16 protein-coding genes are annotated in these 18,777 nt (G+C 65.0%); 1 reads left to right on the top strand and 15 read right to left on the bottom strand.

Annotated elements, in window-relative coordinates:
• Positions 1-5: 5 nt before the first annotated feature.
• From mraY to AC1D1Y_RS12730, 12 genes are all read right to left on the bottom strand, one after another.
• Positions 6-1,184, bottom strand: coding sequence for a phospho-N-acetylmuramoyl-pentapeptide-transferase (mraY, locus tag AC1D1Y_RS12785; RefSeq protein WP_477682662.1), 1,179 nt, complete (start codon positions 1,182-1,184; stop codon positions 6-8).
• Positions 1,174-2,589 carry a UDP-N-acetylmuramoyl-tripeptide--D-alanyl-D-alanine ligase gene (locus tag AC1D1Y_RS12780; protein ID WP_477682661.1) on the bottom strand — a complete coding sequence of 472 codons (1,416 nt, stop codon included), beginning with the start codon at positions 2,587-2,589 and terminating at the stop codon, positions 1,174-1,176. Before AC1D1Y_RS12780 ends, mraY begins: the two co-directional genes overlap by 11 nt.
• Positions 2,586-4,079, bottom strand: coding sequence for a UDP-N-acetylmuramoyl-L-alanyl-D-glutamate--2,6-diaminopimelate ligase (locus tag AC1D1Y_RS12775; RefSeq protein WP_477682660.1), 1,494 nt, complete (start codon positions 4,077-4,079; stop codon positions 2,586-2,588). The genes AC1D1Y_RS12780 and AC1D1Y_RS12775 overlap by 4 nt, the downstream gene beginning before the upstream one ends.
• A complete protein-coding gene (locus tag AC1D1Y_RS12770) occupies positions 4,076-5,809 on the bottom strand; it encodes a peptidoglycan D,D-transpeptidase FtsI family protein (RefSeq protein ID WP_477652976.1) in 1,734 nt (577 codons plus the stop codon). Before AC1D1Y_RS12770 ends, AC1D1Y_RS12775 begins: the two co-directional genes overlap by 4 nt.
• Complete coding sequence (gene ftsL / locus AC1D1Y_RS12765; RefSeq protein ID WP_477652975.1) at positions 5,806-6,114, bottom strand: cell division protein FtsL; 309 nt, start codon at positions 6,112-6,114, stop codon at positions 5,806-5,808. The genes AC1D1Y_RS12770 and ftsL overlap by 4 nt, the downstream gene beginning before the upstream one ends.
• Positions 6,115-6,130: 16 nt before the next feature.
• Positions 6,131-7,048: a 16S rRNA (cytosine(1402)-N(4))-methyltransferase RsmH gene (rsmH, locus tag AC1D1Y_RS12760; protein WP_477682659.1), complete on the bottom strand. Its 918-nt coding sequence runs from the start codon at positions 7,046-7,048 to the stop codon at positions 6,131-6,133.
• A gap of 9 nt (positions 7,049-7,057) precedes the next feature.
• The gene (gene mraZ, locus AC1D1Y_RS12755) at positions 7,058-7,486 is read right to left on the bottom strand and encodes a division/cell wall cluster transcriptional repressor MraZ (protein ID WP_411877957.1); all 429 of its coding nucleotides are present in this window, start codon (positions 7,484-7,486) and stop codon (positions 7,058-7,060) included.
• A gap of 476 nt (positions 7,487-7,962) precedes the next feature.
• Entirely contained in the window at positions 7,963-8,988 is a 1,026-nt protein-coding gene (locus tag AC1D1Y_RS12750) for an STAS domain-containing protein (protein ID WP_477682658.1), read from the bottom strand.
• Between the two features lie 67 nt (positions 8,989-9,055).
• Complete coding sequence (locus AC1D1Y_RS12745; RefSeq protein WP_477682657.1) at positions 9,056-9,739, bottom strand: hypothetical protein; 684 nt, start codon at positions 9,737-9,739, stop codon at positions 9,056-9,058.
• Between the two features lie 39 nt (positions 9,740-9,778).
• Positions 9,779-10,822: an RNA polymerase-binding protein DksA gene (dksA, locus tag AC1D1Y_RS12740; protein ID WP_477682656.1), complete on the bottom strand. Its 1,044-nt coding sequence runs from the start codon at positions 10,820-10,822 to the stop codon at positions 9,779-9,781.
• A 344-nt stretch (positions 10,823-11,166) separates the two neighbouring features.
• Complete coding sequence (locus tag AC1D1Y_RS12735) at positions 11,167-12,243, bottom strand: CobW family GTP-binding protein (RefSeq protein WP_477682655.1); 1,077 nt, start codon at positions 12,241-12,243, stop codon at positions 11,167-11,169.
• 165 nt (positions 12,244-12,408) lie between these two features.
• Positions 12,409-13,599 (bottom strand): class I SAM-dependent rRNA methyltransferase, encoded by a 1,191-nt coding sequence (locus AC1D1Y_RS12730; protein WP_477682654.1) that lies wholly within the window; start codon positions 13,597-13,599, stop codon positions 12,409-12,411.
• Between the two features lie 147 nt (positions 13,600-13,746).
• On the opposite strand from AC1D1Y_RS12730, the gene AC1D1Y_RS12725 reads away from it, so the two are divergent.
• The gene (locus AC1D1Y_RS12725; protein ID WP_477682653.1) at positions 13,747-15,561 is read left to right on the top strand and encodes a sensor domain-containing diguanylate cyclase; all 1,815 of its coding nucleotides are present in this window, start codon (positions 13,747-13,749) and stop codon (positions 15,559-15,561) included.
• Positions 15,562-15,589: 28 nt separating this feature from the next.
• Here AC1D1Y_RS12725 and AC1D1Y_RS12720 read toward each other — a convergent pair whose 3' ends face one another.
• From AC1D1Y_RS12720 to dapF, 3 genes are all read right to left on the bottom strand, one after another.
• A complete protein-coding gene (locus AC1D1Y_RS12720) occupies positions 15,590-16,645 on the bottom strand; it encodes a tyrosine recombinase XerC (RefSeq protein ID WP_477682652.1) in 1,056 nt (351 codons plus the stop codon).
• Between the two features lie 11 nt (positions 16,646-16,656).
• Positions 16,657-17,352 carry a DUF484 family protein gene (locus tag AC1D1Y_RS12715; RefSeq protein WP_477652967.1) on the bottom strand — a complete coding sequence of 232 codons (696 nt, stop codon included), beginning with the start codon at positions 17,350-17,352 and terminating at the stop codon, positions 16,657-16,659.
• 78 nt (positions 17,353-17,430) lie between these two features.
• Positions 17,431-18,309: a diaminopimelate epimerase gene (gene dapF, locus AC1D1Y_RS12710; RefSeq protein WP_477682651.1), complete on the bottom strand. Its 879-nt coding sequence runs from the start codon at positions 18,307-18,309 to the stop codon at positions 17,431-17,433.
• Between the last annotated feature and the right edge of the window lie 468 nt (positions 18,310-18,777).

Below are 18,777 nucleotides of genomic sequence, written 5' to 3'. Positions count from 1 at the left end.
GCCTGTTACCTGAGCTTCAAGGTGGAGAGGCCGATAAGGCACAGCAGCATGGTGATGATCCAGAAGCGGACGACCACCTGCGTTTCTTTCCAGCCGCTTTTCTCGAAGTGATGGTGCAGCGGCGCCATCTTGAGGATGCGGCGGCCTTCGCCGTAGCGCTTCTTGGTGTATTTGAACCAGGTCACCTGCATCATCACGGAAAGCGCTTCGACCACGAAGATGCCGCCCATGATGGCCAGCACGATCTCCTGGCGCACGATGACGGCGATGGTGCCCAGCGCTGCGCCCAGCGCCAGCGCGCCCACGTCGCCCATGAAGACCTGGGCCGGATGTGTGTTGAACCACAGGAAGGCCAGGCCCGCGCCGGCCATGGCCGAGCAGAAGATGAGCAGTTCGCCCGAGCCAGGGATGTGCGGGAAAAGCAGGTACTTGGAATAGACCGAGCTGCCAGTGACATAGGCAAAGACGCCCAGCGCGGAGCCCACCATGACCACCGGCATGATGGCCAGGCCGTCCAGGCCGTCGGTCAGGTTGACGGCGTTGCTGGAGCCGACGATCACGAGGTAGGTCAGGATCACAAACCCGAAAACACCCAGCGGGTAGCTGACTTCCTTGACGAAAGGCACCAACAAGCCGGCCTTGGGCGGCAGGTTCACGTCAAAGCCCGACTGCACCCAGCTGAAGAACAGCTCGAGCACGCGCAGGTTGGAGCTCTCGGAAATGCTGAACACCAGGTACAGCGCCGCAACCAGGCCGATGAGGGACTGCCAGAGGTATTTCTCGCGCGAGCGCATGCCTTCCGGGTCCTTGAGCACCACTTTTCGCCAGTCGTCCGCCCAGCCGATGGCGCCGAAGCCCAGCGTGACGATGAGGACGATCCAGACAAAGCGGTTGGACAGGTCGAACCACAGCAGCGTGGAGATGCCGATGGCCAGCAGGATCAGCACACCGCCCATAGTGGGCGTGCCGCTCTTGCTCAAGTGCGTCTGCATCGCGTATTGGCGGATGGGCTGGCCGATCTTGAGCGAGATGAGCCGCCGGATCACAAAGGGCCCGGCCAGCAAGCCGATCAGCAACGCGGTGAGCGCGGCCATGACGGCGCGGAAGGTCAGGTACTGGAACACCCTGAAGAACCCGAACTCGGGGGAAAGTGACTGGAGCCACTGGGCCAGACTAAGCAGCATGGGGCTCTTCCTTATGGTTTTGCTTGTGTTGAGCTTGATCTTGATCTTGCGCATGGGCCGTGATGGCCTGGACCACACGTTCCATCTTCATGAAGCGGGAGCCTTTGACCAGCACGCTGCCGGTGTGGGGCAGCTCCGCCAGCACGGCGGCGGCGAGTTCGTCCATGCCGCCGAAAATTTGCGCGCCACCGAAACCGGCCGCGGCCTGCCTGGACTGCTCGCCCAGCGTGAAGAGTTTTTCAATGCCCAGCGCGCGCGCATGGCGCCCGGCCTCGTCGTGGAACTGCGGGCCCTGGTCGCCGACCTCGCCCATGTCACCCATCACCATCAGGCGCGGGCCGGGCAGTTCGGCGAGGACTTCCAGCGCGGCGCGCATGGAGTCGGGGTTGGCGTTGTAGCTGTCGTCGACCAGCGTCAACACCCGGCCCGGCAAGGCCACGGCGATGGCGCGGGAGCGGCCCTTGACCGGCACAAAAGCCGAGAGGCCCGCGGAGATAGCAGCCAGGGGCACACCTGCCGCCAGCGCGCAGGCCGCGGCGGCCAACGCGTTCTTGACGTTGTGCCGGCCGGCGATGTGCAGCGAGAAATCGGTGCTGCCCGCCGGAGTGGATGCGGCCACCTTCCAGCAGCCGCCCTCCCATTGCGCGGTGCCGGTGACGTCGGCGGCACCCGAGAGCGCGAAGGTCATCACCTTGCGCTTGCCGACCAGCTCGCGCCATAGCGGGGTGTAGTCGTCGTCGGCCGGAAAGACCGCCGTGCCGGCCGCATCCAGCGACTGGAACACCGAGCCGTTCTCACGCGCCACCGCTTCCACCGTTGCCATGAATTCGAGGTGCTCGCGCTGCGCGTTGTTGACCAGCGCGACGGTAGGCCTGGTGAGTTCGGCCAGGTAGGCGATCTCTCCGGGGTGGTTCATGCCAAGTTCGACCACACCTACTTCATGGACGGCCGACAGGCGCAGCAGCGTGAGCGGCACGCCGATGTCGTTGTTGAGGTTGCCTTCGGTGGCGAAGGCCTTGTCGGCCTTCCAGGCGCGCAGTATCGAAGCGATCATCTGCGTGACGGTGGTTTTGCCGTTGCTGCCCGTGACCGCCACCAGCGGCAGGCGGAACTGCGAACGCCAGCCAGCCGCCAGCCGCCCCAGCGCCAGCCGCGTGTCGGCCACCTCCAGCCCCGGCAGGCCGGCTTGCGCCAGCCCGTGGTGGGCAATCGCCGCGACCGCGCCTTGCGCCTTGGCCTGCGCGAGGAAGTCGTGGGCGTCGAAACGCTCGCCCTTGAGCGCCACGAACAGGTCGCCGGCCTGCAGGCTGCGCGTGTCGGTGTTGACGCGCACGGCCTGCACGCCGCCGTCACCCACGAGGCGGGCGTCGGGCAGCCAATCGAGGGCTTGCTGCAGGCGCATCATGGCCGGCCTCCTTGCGGGGCTGCGGCGAGCGCATCAAGCGCCGCCTGCGCATGTTCGCGGTCGGAGAAGGGAAGCTTGGCGCCGCCCACTTCCTGAAAACTCTCGTGGCCCTTGCCGGCCAGCAGCACCACGTCTTCGGGCCCGGCCAAGCTCAGGGCATGCGTGATGGCGGCGGCGCGGTCGGCCTGCACATGCACGGCATCGCGGTGGCTCAGGCCCAGCAACACCTGGCAGATGATGGCCAGCGGGTTCTCGCTGCGCGGGTTGTCGCTGGTGACCACCACCTGGTCGGCGTTCTTTTCAGCGACTGCCGCCATCAATGGGCGCTTGGTCGCATCGCGGTCACCGCCGCAACCGAACACGCACCATAGCTGGCCGCCGCGGTGCGCCGCGGCCGGCCGCAGGGCGAGCAGCACTTTCTCGAGGGCATCGGGCGTGTGGGCGTAATCGATGACCACCAGCGGCCGGCCCGGCACGGCCAGGGTCTCGGTGCGGCCGGGCACGGGCAGCAGGCCGGCGCAGGCCTTCACCGCATCGGCCAACGGCACACCCATGGCACGCAGGGCCCCCAGCACGCCGAGGAGGTTGGACACGTTGTACTGGCCCACCAGCCGGGCGGCCAGCGTGTGGCTTTCGGCGCCCTCGGCCACGTCAAAACTCAGCGCATCGGTGCCGTGCTCGATGTTGCGCGCCTGCAGGCGCGCCGGTTCCACGCAGGAGACGGTCCAGAGATCCAGGCCGCTGCCGGCAAGGGAGTCCTTGAGTTCGGCGCCCTTGGCGTCGTCGATGTTGATGACCGCCGCCTTCAGCCCCGGCCAGCCGAACAGCGCGGCCTTGGCCTCCCAGTAGGCCTGCATCGACGCGTGGTAGTCGAGATGGTCCTGGGTGAAATTGGTGAAGATGGCGACCTCGATGGCGGTCGCGTCCAGGCGGTGCTCGACCACGCCGATGGAGGAGGCTTCCAGCGCGCAGGCGGCAAAACCTTCGTCGGCGAAGCGCCGCAGTTCTTGCTGCAGCAGCACCGGGTCGGGCGTGGTCAGGCCATTGGAAACCATGGCGCCCGGCTCGCCAATGCCCAGCGTTCCGATAAGGCCGCATTTGCGCCCCAACCGGCCCAGGGCTTGCGCCAGCCACCAGGCGGTCGAGGTCTTGCCGTTGGTGCCGGTGACGGCGGAAATCCGCAGCTGCCGGCTCGGCTCCTTGAAATAGACGGCGGCGATGGGGCCGGTCGCGGCCTTGAGGCCGGCGTATTCAGCGACTTTGCCGTCCTCAAAAGCATAGGCGGCCGCGCCTTCCTGTTCGACCAGGCAGGCCGTGGCGCCCGCATCCAGGGCGCCGCCCACAAACTTGCGCCCGTCGGTGGCGGCGCCGGGCCAGGCGATAAAACCATCGCCCGGGGCCAGCTTGCGGCTGTCCGTGCGCAGGCTTCCGCTCACGCGCTCGCGCAACCAGCCGGCGGCTTGCTCAGGGGTGTGGAGCTGCGTGCTCAAAACGACTCCTCCACGGCCTGGGTGGTGATCTGCGGTTTCACGCTCATGTCGGGCTGCACGCCCATCATGCGCAGCGTCTGCTGCACGACCTCGCTGAAAACAGGCGCGGCGGCCACGCCGCCGAAGTAGTTGCCGTCGCCGGGCTCGTCGATCATCACGCCGACGATGATGCGCGGAGCCTCGATGGGCGCCATGCCGGTGAACCAGGCGCGGTATTTGTTGGTGGCGTAACCTTTTCCAACCTGCTTGTGCGCCGTGCCCGATTTGCCGCCCACCGAATAGCCGACGGTTTGCGCCAGCGGGCCCGTGCCGCCGGGAGCGGCGGCCATCTGCAGCATGCGGCGGACGGCATGCGCGTTCTCCGCGGAAAAAACCTTGACGCCCACGGCGGGTTCGCTGCTTTTGAGCATGGTGACGGGAATGATCTGGCCGTCGTGCGCGAAGGCGGTGTAGGAGTGCGCCATCTGGAACAGCGAGGCCGACAGCCCATAGCCATAGGCCATCGTCGCCTGCTCGACGGGGCGCCAGGTTTTCCAGGGCCGCACACGCCCCGTGACGGCGCCGGGAAACTGTATCTGCGGTTTTTGCCCGTAGCCCAGCGCCATGTAGGTGTCCCACATTTCCTGCGCGCTCATCTTTTGCGCGATCTTCAGCGCGCCGACGTTGCTGGACTTCTGGATGACGCCTTCCACCGTCAGCGTGCCGTAGTTGTGGGTGTCGCTGATGGTGAAGCCGCCGATGCTGTAGCGCCCTGGCCCGGTTTCGATGATGGTCTGCGGCTTGATGCGCCCGGCCTCGAGCGCCATGGCGACCGTGATCGGCTTCATCGTGGAGCCGGGCTCGAAGGTGTCGGTAAGAGCCCGGTTGCGCAACTGCTCGCCGGTCAGGTTCTTCCGCCTGTCGGGCACGTAGCTGGGATAATTCGCCAGCGCCAGCACCTCGCCGGTGGTGGAGTCCAGCACGACGACGCTGCCGGCCTTGGCCTTGCGCGCGATGACCGCGTCGCGCAGCTTCTGGTAGGCGAAGAACTGCACCTTGCTGTCTATGCTCAGCTGGATATCCTTGCCTTCGACGGGCGGCATCTGCTCGCCGACATCCTCGACGACACGGCCCAGGCGGTCCTTGATCACACGGCGCGAACCGGCCTTGCCCGCCAGGTCCTTGTTGAAGGCCAGCTCAATGCCCTCCTGGCCGCGGTCCTCGACGTTGGTGAAGCCGACCACGTGGGCCACGGTTTCGCCTTCGGGGTACTGGCGCTTGTATTCCTTGCGCTGGTAAATGCCCTTGATGCCCATGGCGTGGATTCTTTTCGCCACCGGCTCGTCGACCTGGCGCTTGAGCCAGACAAAAGTCTTGTCTTCGTCACCCAGTTTCTTGCTGAGCTCGGCCAGCGGCATTTCCAGCAACAGGGCCAGTTCGGCCAGTTGCGGCTTGCTGGCTTCCACGTCCTCGGGAATGGCCCAGATGCTGGATGCCGGTACGCTGGACGCGAGGATCAGGCCGTTGCGGTCCAGGATGCGGCCGCGGTTGGCGGGCAGCTCCAGCGTGCGGGCAAAGCGCACCTCACCCTGGCGCTGGAAAAATTCATTGCCGAAAATCTGGATGTAAGCCGCACGGCCGGCCAGCCCGGCAAAGGCCAGCGCGATGCCGGCCACGATGAATTTGCTGCGCCAGACGGGTGTCTTGCTGGCCAGCAGGGGGCTGGACGAATAAAGAACGCTGCGGCTCATGGCCTGGCGCCCTCAGCCGCGGAAGCCGGTGCAGCCGGGGCGTCCTTGTGGGTCACGTACTGCGTGATGGCGGGTGTCACCGTGCGCATCTGCAGCTTTTCCTTGGCCAGCTTCTCGACCTTCAGGGGCGTGGCCTGCGCGCGCTTTTCCACCTGCAGGCGCTCGTTGTCCATTTCGATCTTGCGCGCCTCGGCCGTCGCCTTCTCAAGCTCGACATAGAGGCGGCGCGACTCGTACTGGGTGCGCACGAGGTAAAGCGCGCTGGCCAGCACAGCAAGAAGCAGCACGAGGTTCAAGCGCGCCATGACTGTGCTCCGGCATTCATGCGGCCACCTCAGTGCGTTCGGCAACACGCATCACTGCGCTGCGCGAACGCGGATTGCCGTCGACTTCTTCTTCACTGGGTTTGGTGCGGCCCAGCGCCTTGAGCTGCATGGCCTTGGGTTCGGCAAAAGGGGCACGGCGGTCGAACACCTCGCGCGAATGCGCGGCGATGAACTGCTTGACGATGCGGTCTTCGAGCGAATGAAAACTGATCACCACCAGACGGCCTCCCGGTTGGAGAACTTTCAGTGACGCGGCTAGCGCCTGTTGCAGCTCTTCAAGCTCGGCGTTGATGAAAATCCGAAGAGCCTGAAATGTGCGCGTTGCAGGGTCCTTGCCCGGCTCGCGGGTTTTGACCGCGCCAGCCACGACTTCGGCCAGCTCAGCGGTGGTTCGAAGAGGGCCCCGTTCCTGTCGGCGACGATCAATCGCCTTTGCAATCTGTTGAGCAAACCGTTCTTCGCCATATTCACGAATCACCTCCGCCATGGTTTCTATGGATGCATCCACCAGCCACTCGGCCACGCTCTGGCCACGCGTGGTGTCCATGCGCATGTCGAGCGGCCCCTCCTGCCGAAACGAAAAACCGCGCACCGGGTTGTCGATCTGCGGCGAGCTCACGCCCAGGTCCATCAGCACGCCGGCCGCGCTGGCGGCGGGCAGCTGGCCCAAGTGCATAAAACCCTCGTGGCGTATCGAAAAGCGCGGGTCGGTGATGGTCTGCGCCTCGGCGATGGCGTCGAGGTCTTTGTCGAAGGCGATGAGCCGCCCCTGGGGCGAGAGCCGCGACAGCAACAGCCGCGAGTGCCCGCCGCGCCCGAAGGTCGCGTCGACGTAGTGGCCGTCCGGGTTGACAAGAAGCGCCTCTATGGCTTCGTTCAACAGGACGGTGCGGTGTATCCATGTGCCGTTCACCGTCTTCTTTCAGAACGAAAAGTCTCTGAAGACATCGGGCATCTCGCCCTTCATCTGTTCGGCTTCCTGGGCCGCGTAGGTCGCGGCATCCCAGAGTTCGAAGTAACTGCCCATGCCAAGCAGCACCGTATCCTTGCTGATGCCCGCCGCCGCGCGCAGTTCGGGCGACACCAGCACACGGCCGGTGGCGTCCATGTCGACGTCCATGGCGTTGCCGAGAAAGATGCGTTTCCACCACTGTGCCTGCATCGGCAGGGAGGCGATGCGGTCACGGAATTTTTCCCACTCGTTGCGAGGGAAAATCATCAGGCAGCCGTGCGGGTGTTTGGTGATGGTGAGCTGGCCGGAAGCAGTGGCACTCAGCACGTCACGATGCCGGGTCGGCACGGAGAGCCGACCTTTGGTATCGAGAGCTAACGATGAGGCGCCTTGAAACACTGCTAAAAACCTTTAGAGAACACTTTTCACCACTAAATTGCACTTCCTCCCACTTTAGCAGGAAACCATTTGCAAACAAGGGATTTGAAACAAATTTTTTCAATGAAATCAAGGACTTAGAAGCGTCTGTGGATGCAAAAGCCAAAATCAAAAAGCGTTCTAAATTAAGCACTTAGACGCTGCAATGAAAGTATTGCTTTAAGGCAACAGTGCCTGGCAGGTGAAGGCAGCGTGAAAAAGCGGGACTATTTCCCTCTCTCACGTCTGCATTACGAGCAATGGCCGCGGGACTCGCTATAGAAACCATAGCGACCAAGCCAGCTTGCACAGGGAACAACAGCATGCACACGCGCCAGATAGCGGGCGCGGGCGGCCCGCCACGGGCAGCGGCGCACCCAGTGGCGGATGAAATGCGGGAGGAAAAAACCGATTGAAAACGGCCCCGTTGCACAGGGCCGAAGTGGGCGCGGTCCGCGTCAGTCGACGCGCACCATGACCCTTGCGTGCTCGGTGATGCCGATCACATTGAAGAAGGCGGCCACGAGGCGGTTGACGTCGGAGAACTGCACCGCGCGGTTCTCGGCTTCGCGGGCCGACACCCAGTTGAGCAGCGTCCCCGCGGCGGAAAAATCCACGCGGATCAGCTTGGAGCAGGAGATCAGCATCATATCGGCGCCCATCAGCTTGGCTTCGAGCTTGTCGAGCACCGCGATCGCATCGCCCTGCACCTGGCCGGACAGTTCCACCGACAGCAGGTTGCTCATCTGAGAGCTCGGTGCATCCATCTGGGTGTCGCCTTCGATGGAGCTGAGGCTGGAAGACATCGAGTCGCGGTAGACATCGCCGATGATGGCCTGGCCGCTCATGACGCCGCCCTGGGCGTCTATGGGTTTGTATTCACAGCGCGCGCTGTCCCAGGCCGGTGGGGAAACTTCATAGGTGACACAGAAGTCGAGCGCAGCCAGCTCAAAGTCGTCGGGGCGGTGCGTGACGCGCAGCGCCTCCATGCGCAAAAGCCACCAGTTCTGGGCCGTGTCGCGGCTGCCCGAGGGCGTGGCGTCCTGCAATACTTTCTGCAGCTGCGCATCGCCCATGAAACGCAGCTGGACGGGCTGGGCGGCCCAGCCGCTGAAAACCTTGTACAGCGGCTCCACCGCGGCGGCCTCAATGGACTTGATGTTTTTCCAGTCCAGCCGCCACGGCATCGGGGCCTTGGCCATGGCCGCCTTGAGCGCGGCCACCGTCTGTATACCCAGCACCGAGGGGCATACCCAGTCGGCCGCGGGCCCGTTGGCAGCTTTGCCGCTTGCAGGCTCACTGAGTTTTTTCACCATGTCGGGCATGGAGAACCACTGCGGCGCCGACCGGTCAAACCGCTCGACGAACTGGATCGCGGCGGTTTCAAACTTGTCCTGCTGGGCCGTGGCGCGGTACAGGTCGAACAGCGTCAGCCAGGTGTCCGCATGGCCGGTGCGCGAACCGTTCGGGGCGAGGATTTCCAACAGGCCGGCTTCGGCACCGGCATCGTCGCCGTTGGCAAAGCGGATGGCCGCTTCTTCGAGTTCGGCGTCATGCTCGACCCCTTCGTCTACATCGACGGCGCTGAATTTGGAATGCGAAAAGCCGGAACTGCCGCCTTCGTCGCTGCGGCGGCGCGCCGCCGGCGCGCGCCTCCGCGAGGGCGATGGACAGGGAGTCGGGCGCGGTAGGCGAGGCGTCCAGCGGAGAGGCCTCCGTGGTCGGTTCGGGTTTTTTATGGCTCAGGCCCGCCGGGGCCGTGGCCCTGTAGGCCGTCGGCAAGGCGTTGTCCAGCAGGGGCGCCTGGACCGAGGGATTCCTGGCGCCCGTAGGCGAGGCATGCGGTGGCGTGCTGTCGGGGATGCCGCCATTCTTGGTTTTCCACCACTGCATGGACATCTGCGCTTCGATCTCGTCGATCTTCTTGAGCGTGGTGGCCCTGTCGTCGGGCTTGGACGGCATGCTGCTCTGGAAGAACGAAGGCCGCCCGCCCGGATCCTGGCCGACGCCGACCATGGCTTCGCGCTTGCGCATCTTGCGCAGCATGTCGAATTCGCGCTTGCGCACGAAGTCGTTCTGCCGCTTGCGCTCTATCATTTCCTTGAGCAACTGCTTGCTCATGGCTTCGTCCCGGTCCGTGGGGGCCGCGTCCAGGTCGGCCCAGTTCGTGGCCGGATTCCGGACGAACTTCACCATCTTGGACAGCAGGCCTGAAGCGGTATCTTCTTTGGACATGGGAGGACAACTAAAAATACTTCAATCGGCAGCCTGGCGTCAATCGCCAAACATCTTTTGCTTGAGTTCGCGGCGCTGCTGGGCTTCCAGGGACAGGTTGGCCGTGGGGCGGGCGATCAGCCGGCCCACGCCGATGGGCTCGCCGGTTTCGTCACAGTAGCCATAGTCGCCGGAGTCGATGCGGGCGATCGATTGCTCGATTTTCTTGAGCAGCTTGCGCTCGCGGTCGCGGGTGCGCAATTCAAGGGCGTGCTCTTCCTCGATGGTGGCGCGGTCCGCCGGGTCGGGCACCACGACGGTGTCCTCGCGCAGGTGCTCGGTGGTTTCGCCGGCGCTGTTGTGGATGTCCTGCTTGAGCACCGACAGCTTGTGGCGGAAGAAGGCCAGCTGCTTTTCATTCATGTACTCGGAGTCGGGCATGGCCTTGACTTCGTCGTCTGTCAGCTGCTCGGCGGATTTGGTCTTCCAGTTGTTGGCGAGCTTGGGGTCTTTTTTGGCCGCCGCCTGGGGTGGCGGCGCGATCACGCGTTCGGTCATTGTGGAGTAACTGGCTTTGGCTGCGTCGGGCGCATGGGTTGGCACCATGGGTGCGGGAGGGGGTGACTGGGTGGCGACCCGGGCGGAACTGCGCCGGCCGGGTTTCAGGGGAGGCGGGGCGGCGAGCCCGGCCCTCACGGGAGCCGCGGCCGGAGCCGGCGCAACGGCGGCCACAGGCGGTACCGGCTTGGCTACGGGTTTTGCGGCGGCTTTGGCTGCGGGAGGTTTGACGGCGGGTTTTGGTGGGGATTTGAGCACTGGCTTGACGGGTTTGGCGACGGCCTTGGCCTTGGAAGGCACAGGCTTGGCAGCGGTTTTCTTGACGGCTGCGGCAGGTTTTTTCGAGGGTGCCGCCTTGGGCACCGGCTTCGCAACCTTTTTCGCGGCGGGTTTGGGCGCCGGCTTGGCTTTGACCACGGGCTTGGCAACTTTTTTCACGGCTTTGGCGGCTGCCTTGGGCGCCGTCTTGGCCTTCACGGCTGTCTTGGCGGCCGGTTTGGCTGCAGCCTTGGCGGGCGTTTTGGTCTTCTTCGCTGGGGCTTTCACAATGTGTCTCCTCTGGAAAGCAGCCTTGGAACGGCCCGGGGGCCTCTGCGGCGGCTTCCTGGCCAGACTGCCGCAGTGCGATAGTCCAACCCTAGCTGTTGCCAGATTTCCTGGTTTGTCCGCCGCCCGCCAGTCCTGGGAACCGCTAAAACGCGGTCCTCAACCCGCTTTTTAGCTGGTTTTGTGCCTGACTGGCCTCCCGATCCGGTTTTCCGGGTATTTTGGTCGGCGCGCGATTGTAGCGGCTCGCCAGCGCCCTGTGACACCCAAAAAACAAATCGTTGGAGAATCGAGACAAACATGAAGCCCTCCGCCTTTTATAGGCTACAGGCGGACAGCCTACCTCAAACCAGGCACTGCTCCAGGCCCTGCAGAAAAATATCTTTGGGCAGGTCGATGCCGATGAACACCATCTTGCTGTTTTTCTTCTCGCCCTCGGCCCAGGCGGGCCCCAGGTCGCTGCCCATGAGCTGGTGCACACCCTGGAAAATCACCTTGCGGTCGGTGCCGTCCATGTTCAGCACGCCCTTGTAGCGCAGCATGCGCGGCCCGTAGATATTGACCACCGCGCCCAGGAAATCCTCGAGCTTGGCCGGGCTGAAGGCCTTGTCGGAGCGGAAGACGAAGCTCTTGACGTCGTCGTCATGGTGGTGATGGTGGCCATGACCCTCATGCCCGTCCTTGGCGTCGTGGGCGTGGGACGGGTGGTCGCAATGTTCGCCGTGCTCATGATCATGGTCGTGGTCATGCCCGGCGTGTTCGTCTTCCTTGAGGAAATCGGGGTCGATGTCCAGCTTGGCGTTGAGGTTGAAGCCGCGCAGGTCGAACACGTCCTTGATCGCCACCTCGCCGAAATGCACGGCGGTCTGCGGGGCTCGGGGGTTCATGTGCTTGAGCCGGTGCATCAGCGCGTCGACCTCGTCCTTGGCCACCAGGTCCGACTTGCTGATAAATATCTGGTCGGCGAAACCGACCTGGCGGCGCGCCTCCTGGCGGTCATTGAGCTGGCCGGCCGCGTGCTTGGCGTCCACCAGGGTCAGGATGGAGTCCAGCAGGTACTGCTCGGCGATCTCCTCGTCCATGAAAAAGGTCTGCGCCACCGGGCCGGGGTCGGCCAGGCCGGTGGTTTCGATCACCACCCGGTCGAAGTCGAGCAGGCCTTTGCGCTTCTTGGCGGCCAACAACTGCAGCGTTTCGCGCAAATCCTCGCGGATCGAGCAGCAGATGCAGCCGTTGTTCATCTGGATGATGTTTTCCTGGGTGTCGTTGACCAGGATCTCGTTGTCGATGTTTTCCTCGCCGAACTCGTTCTCGATGACGGCGATCTTCTGGCCGTGCGCCTCGGTCAGCACGCGCTTGAGCAGCGTGGTTTTGCCGGAGCCCAGAAAGCCGGTGAGGATGGTGACGGGGATCAAGCTCATGGTGTCTACCTAAAAACGAAGGGTTGCGGGGATGCGGGCGGGCCGCGAGAACCCAAGCTGGGGAGTTTAGCGGCGGGTTCAAGCCCCAAGCGGGGCCCGGGCGAATACCACCTCGGCCAACAGTTACTTTACAGAGGCTGTCAAGCCCCCCCGGGCTATACGCTCTTAGCCGCCCACCCGCTTTACCAGCACCAACCCTTTGAGGTATTCGCCCTCCGGGAAGGCCACCGTCATGGGGTGGTCCGGTGCGCCGCCCATGCGTTCAGAGATGAAGGCGTCCACACCCGCGTCTGTGCCGGCCGAAGCCACAATCTTGTGGAACAGGTCGGCGCTGATGCCGCCCGAGCACGAATAGGTGAACAGCACGCCCCCGGGCGAAAGAATGGACAGCGCCAGGCGGTTGATGTCCTTGTAGGCCCGGGCGGCGCGCTCGGCGTGCGTCACGGTGGGTGCGAATTTGGGCGGGTCCAACACGATGGCGTCGAAGGTCCGGCCCTCTTTCTGGTACTGGCGCAGTGAGGCGTTCACATCGGCGTCGAGCAAGGTGGTACGGCCGGCGTCAAAGCCGTTGAGCGCTACGTTGGCGCGGGCCCGTTCAATCGCCGGGGCCGACGAGTCGATGGACGTGACGTGCCCGGCGCCGCCGGCCAGCGCGGCCACGGTGAAGCCGCCGGTGTAGCAATAGCAATTGAGCACGCTCCCGAAGCCCAGACGGCGCGTGTAGGCCGCAAACTTCTGCCGGCTGTCGCGCTGGTCCAGGTAAAAGCCGGTTTTGTGGCCTTCGGCGATGTCCAGGCTGAGCTTCCAGTCGTGTTCGGTGATGGTGATGCCGGTCTCGCCGGAACCCTTGAGCCATCCAGTCACTTCAGGCAGACCTTCAAGCGCGCGCGAACTCGCGTCGGAGCGTTCATACAGACGGGTCAACCCGGTCTGGGCCAGCAAGGCCTCGACGATCACGCTTTTCCACTTTTCCGCGCCGCAACTGGAAAACTGCGCGACCAGGGTGTCGCCGTAGCGGTCCACCACCAGGCCCGGCAGTCCGTCGGATTCGCCATGGACCAGGCGCCGGCCGTCGCTCTGGATATCAAACAGCTCCCGGGCCTTCAGGGCCTGGGCGATGCGGCCCGCGAAAAAAGCCGCGTCGATGCGCTGGGCCTCGTCAAAACTCCAAACCCGCGCGCGAATCTTGGACGCCGGGCTGAAAGCCGCCCAGCCCAGGAACTGACCCGTGTGACTTTCCACCCGCACCGTTTCGCCGGCGTCGCCGCCCCCCTTGGCGATGGCGCCATCAAAAATCCAGGGGTGGCGCCGTAGCAAGGAGCGCTCCTTGCCATCCCGCAATCGAATAATTTTCATGGCGCTATTGTCGCGGCAGGGCGCACCGGCCCCAGCCCTTCCCAAGTGAACCGCAAAACAACGCCCGCCTTTGTCCCATAAACAGGGACTGTAATTTTCGCGAAAGTTTGCGACAATCGCAGGTTAATGATTTTTAAGTACTTTTCCGTGCAGTTGAAGAAACACACGCCAATTGCAGGCAATGTGATTCGCAGAGGCACGGCTGTACGGACCCTGTTGCTGGGCCTGGCGATGAGCCTGCTGATGGGCTCGCTGCTGGCGCTGACCAGCCTCGATGCCCGCTCGCGCACGGTGCTGGACCTCGACGCCCAGATACAACCGGTGGCGCTGCAGGACTGGGGCGACTACTGGATAGACACCACCGGCAAGTTCACGCCCGAGCAGGTCGCCGCCTCGCCCGACATTCCCTGGAAGCCGACGCACGCCGACGCGATCTATCCGGTCACCAGCGGCTATTCGATGTGGGTGCGCTTCAACGTGCCGCCCGCACCCGATAACGAACGCTGGTACCTCGAGGTCCCCTACCCGTCCATAGACCGGGCGTCGCTGTACACGCTGGACGGCGCCGGCCAGTGGACCGAGCAGCGAGCCGGCGACCTGGTGGCGGTCAACACATGGCCGGTGCCGCACCGCCATCCGCTGCTGCCCATCGCACTGTCTGCCGAGGTTCCCTCCAACTACCTGCTGCGCCTGGAAAACGGCCACCCCTTCAGCGCACCGCTACAGTTCATCAGCGAGGGGCGGCTCAGCTATTCCGAACAACGCGTCTCGCTGATCCTGGGGATTTTCTTTGGGCTGACCGGCCTGGCCGCGCTGATCTCGGCGCTGGGCGCTGTGTCGCTACGCGACTCCGCCTATGGCTTCTACGCCCTGTGCGTGACCTTGCTGGGGCTGACCCAGGCCACCGTCACCGGCATCGCCGGCCTGCACCTGTGGCCCGCCTGGCCGGGCTGGAGCGACGTCGCGACCTCGGTGCTGCCCATGTTGACAGCCGCGGCCACGTTGCTGTTCATTTCCGCGGCCGTGGCCCTGCCCGAACGCTCCATGCGCCTGCACTGGCTGATGGTCGGCCAGGCGGTGCTGGGCGCGCTCACGGCCGTGCTGCTGGTGCTGCTGCCTGCCGCCTCGCGCATGGATGTGTTCATCCCCATCATGCTGCTCCTGCAGTTCAGCGGCATGCTGGTCATGGGCTGGGCCTGGCGGCGCGGCGACCGTTTCGCGCCCTGGCTGATGCTGGCCTATGTGCCGGTGCTGGTCGCCGCCGGCTGGACCCTTGCGCGCAACGCCGAATTGGTGCCCATCGGCTTCCTGACTCAGCATGGCATGCAGCTGGGAGTGGCGCTGCACCTGCCCATCGTCATGCTGGTGCTGATGCTGCGCAGCCAGCAGCGCCGCGAAAACATACGCCGCATCCAGGGCCTGGACCGGGTGGACCCGGCGACCGGCCTGATCAACGGCCATGTGTTCGCTGAACGGCTGATCCGCATGATCGCGCGCTCCGAACGGCTGCGCCATCAGAGCGCCGTGATGATCATCGACCTGGTCAATACCGAGCAGATCCAGCGTGACTTCGGGCGCAAGGCGGCCGACGAGCTGCCGCTGCGCGTGGCCGAGCGCCTGTTGTCCACCGCGCGCGAAATCGACAGCGCGGCGCGGCTGTCGGAACGGCGCTTCGGCATGCTGGTGGAAGGCCCGTTCAACGCGGAAGACGCCGGCACGCTGGGGCCGCGCATCGTGGCGCGTTGCCTCATGCCCTACAAGGGTCTGCATGTGGATTGCGTGGCGCAGGTGCATGTGGCCTATGCGCTGGTGCCCCACCAGGGCTCCAATGCGCAGGGCCTGCTGACACAGCTCGAAGAACGCCTGGCCGCCGCTTCCACCGACAGCAAGCGCGCGGTGTTCATGCTCGGGGAAGCGCAGCCCCTGCGGCAACCCCGGCGCGACCGGCCCAAGGCCGCCTGAGACGGTCCCGGCGCTGCTTCGCGCCGGCTCAGGCCTTGCCGGTCTTGGTCGCTTTCGGCGTGGCGGCTTGGTCGGTCACAAGCGGTGGCGCCACACCCATGCCGGCCTTTGACACCGCGCGCGGATGCGCCGCGTCGTAGACCTTGGCCAGGTGCTGGAAGTCCAGCCGCGTATAGACCTGCGTGGTCGTGATGTTGGCGTGGCCCAGCAGTTCCTGCACGGCGCGCAGGTCGCCGCTGGACTGCAGCACGTGGCTGGCGAAGGAATGGCGCAGCATGTGCGGGTGCACCGGCGTGGCCAGCCCGGCCTTCAAGGAGCGCTGCTTCAGGCGTACGCGTATGTGCTGCGGCGTCAGGCGCGTGCCGCGCTCACTGATAAACAGGGCTTGGTCCTCGCGCGCCCAGCCGCCGCGCGCCGCCAGCCACTGCCGCAGCGACTGCAGCGCCGCGCCCCCCACCGGCACGCTGCGCCGCTTGGAGCCCTTGCCGAGCACATGGGCCTCGGCCGCGTCGATGTCTATCCAGCCGCGCGCCTGGGCGCTGGCTTGCACGTCCAGCCCCACCAGTTCGCCAATGCGCAGCCCGCAGCCGTACAGCAGCTCGGTGATGCACTGGTCGCGCAGCGCCAGCAAGGGGTCACCGTCGGTGACGTCGGCCTGGTAGGCAGCCAGCTGCACGGCCTCGTCCACGCTCAAGGCCTTGGGTAGGGGCTTGGCGGCCTTGGGGGCACGCACGTCCTGCACCGGGTTGCCTTTGACCAGGCCCTCGCGGCCCAGCCAGGTGTAAAAACCGCGCCAGCCCGAGAGGATGAGTGCGATGCCGCGGCCGCTGCGCCCCGCGCCGTGCATCTGCGCGACCCAGCGCCGCAGGTGGATGTTTTGAACCTCGGTCAGCTGCACGCCGGCCTGCCGGGCGTTGGCCTCGAGTTTTTGCAGGTCCAGCGCATAGAGTTCCACGGTGCGTGAGGCCAGGCGCTTTTCCACGCGAACGTGCTCGAGGTAGCGTTCGACCAGGGGGTGCGATGGCGGCACAGGCGCAGGCTCGGCGCCGCCGGTTTCAGGCGCGAGCGGGAACGTCTGCGCCATGGCCGTGGTGTTTATGCGGCCGCCACCTGCTGGGGCCGCAGGCGCGTCAGCGCCGCGCTGGCGAGTTCGCCCAGGCGCTCGAGGAAGTCGGTGCCCATGCCGCTGTGGAAGCGTTCGGGGTCGGGCGAAGCCAGCACCAGCAGGCCGGAGGCTTCCGCGCCCGGGGCGGCGCGCAGCGGGATCATCGCCATCGACAGCGCCACGGCGGGTTCGGGCAGCCAGCCGGCGGCTTCAAAACCCGAATTCACACCGCAGTAGGGCGCGCCCAGCGAAGAGGCAAAGGCCTTGGCGTCTTCGCTCACACCGGTGGCGAAGCTTTCGTCGGAAAAAATGCCGTTCACGTCCCAGATCTTGATGGCCGCCTGGGGAATCAGGAACTCGGTGGTGATGCCCTCGACCACCGCGCCGGGCAGGTCGCGCGCCTGCGCGGCCTGAAGCAGCTTGCGCGTCCAGCGCTGCATCTTGTCGGCGATGCCCACGTTCTCCTGGCCGTGGCGGATCATGTCGACCATGCGCGTCTCCAGGCCCTTGATTTTTTCGCGCAGCATGAGCGCCTGGCGTTCCTGGAGGCTGACGGCGCGGTTGCCGTGGCCGCTGGACAACTGCACCGAAGCCAGCAACTCGGCGTGGCGCTCGAAGAAGTCGGGCGTGTTGGCCAGGAAATTGGCGATGTCGTCTTCGGTGATGGGATGTTCGGTTGGGTTCATGCTGGCATTGTCCTCAGTTTTGCGGCCCGCGCAAAGGTCGCTGGTGGTTCGCGTTACATCCGCTTGCGCCGAAAGCGCTCAGATCGTGTCCGGAATTTCGATCTCGGACTCGAACACCGTGGTGGCCGGCCCGGTCATCATGACGGGTGCATCGAGCCGCCCCGACCATTCAATCGTGAGCTGGCCGCCGAGCGTCATCACGTCCACGCGCGTATCGAGCAGGCCCCAGCGTATGCCGGCCACCACCGCCGCGCAGGCACCCGTGCCGCAGGCCAGCGTCTCGCCCACACCGCGTTCGTAGACACGCAGGCGTATCTTCCCGCGCGAGACCACCTGCATGAAGCCGGCGTTCACACGGCGCGGGAAACGCGCATGGTTTTCGATCAGCGGACCGGTCTGCAGAACCGGCGCGGTATCCACGTCGTCCACCAGTTGCACCGCATGCGGGTTGCCCATGGACAAAGCGCCAATGAAAAGCGGCGCGGCCTGCGCCTGGCCCGGCAGCTCCAGTGGCCATTTTTCCCATGAGCCTTCGGCAGTCGCCACGAGCCCGGAAGCGTCGAAAGGAACACGCGTGAGCTCGAACACCGGCGCACCCATGTCGACCGTGACGCGCCCATCGGCCTGCATGCGCGGCTCGATGATGCCGCTCAGGGTCTTGACCCGCACAACATCCTTGTCCGTCAGCCCCTGCTCGCGCACAAAACGCACAAAACAGCGCGCGCCATTGCCGCACTGCTCCACCTCGCCGCCGTCGGCGTTGTGGATCACGTACTCGAAGTCAATGCCTTTTGCAGGCGACGGCCGCACCGTGAGGATCTGGTCGGCGCCTACGCCGAAGTGGCGGTCGGCGAGGAAACGGTACTGGGCGGTGGTCAGGCCCAAGGAGCCTCGGGTTTCGTCGAGCATGACGAAATCGTTGCCGGCGCCTTGCATTTTGGTGAATCGGATTCGCATAGAGAGATTATCTGTGGTTCTTTCTCTTGGCCGGTCTTGCCCGGCCTTTGCGCTCTCTGCTGAGGGTTGCTGGCCGGGGGTAGCCCGGCGGCTACTCACTTTTCTTTTGCTTCGCCAAAAGAAAAGGCGACCCTGGTTGCTGCGTCCCTCCGCTTCGCTGCGGGCAACCTGCGGTGCTCGGTCCAGACGGGGTCTCGCTAAACTCGCTTCGCTCAAACAACGCGATCCCTGATCCGCCTGAACCTCCGCTCCTCTGCGCATCCACAAGGGGTGGGGAGTGAATACCAATACCGAATACCTGAAGAAACAAGGACTCGCCGTGGCGAGTCCTTGTTTGTATTTGTCTTCTTGGTATTTCTGTCTTCTGTCCCCGCTCCCGATTGCCCCGTCCTGGCTGGGCCGAGGAGCGCAGAGACAAGCGGATCAGGGCTGGCGTTGTTTGAGCCGAAGGCGAGTTTAGCCAGACCC

The sequence above is a fragment of the Polaromonas sp. P1_G1 genome, assembly GCF_056405595.1.
This window is presented reverse-complemented; position numbering and strand designations above follow the sequence as displayed.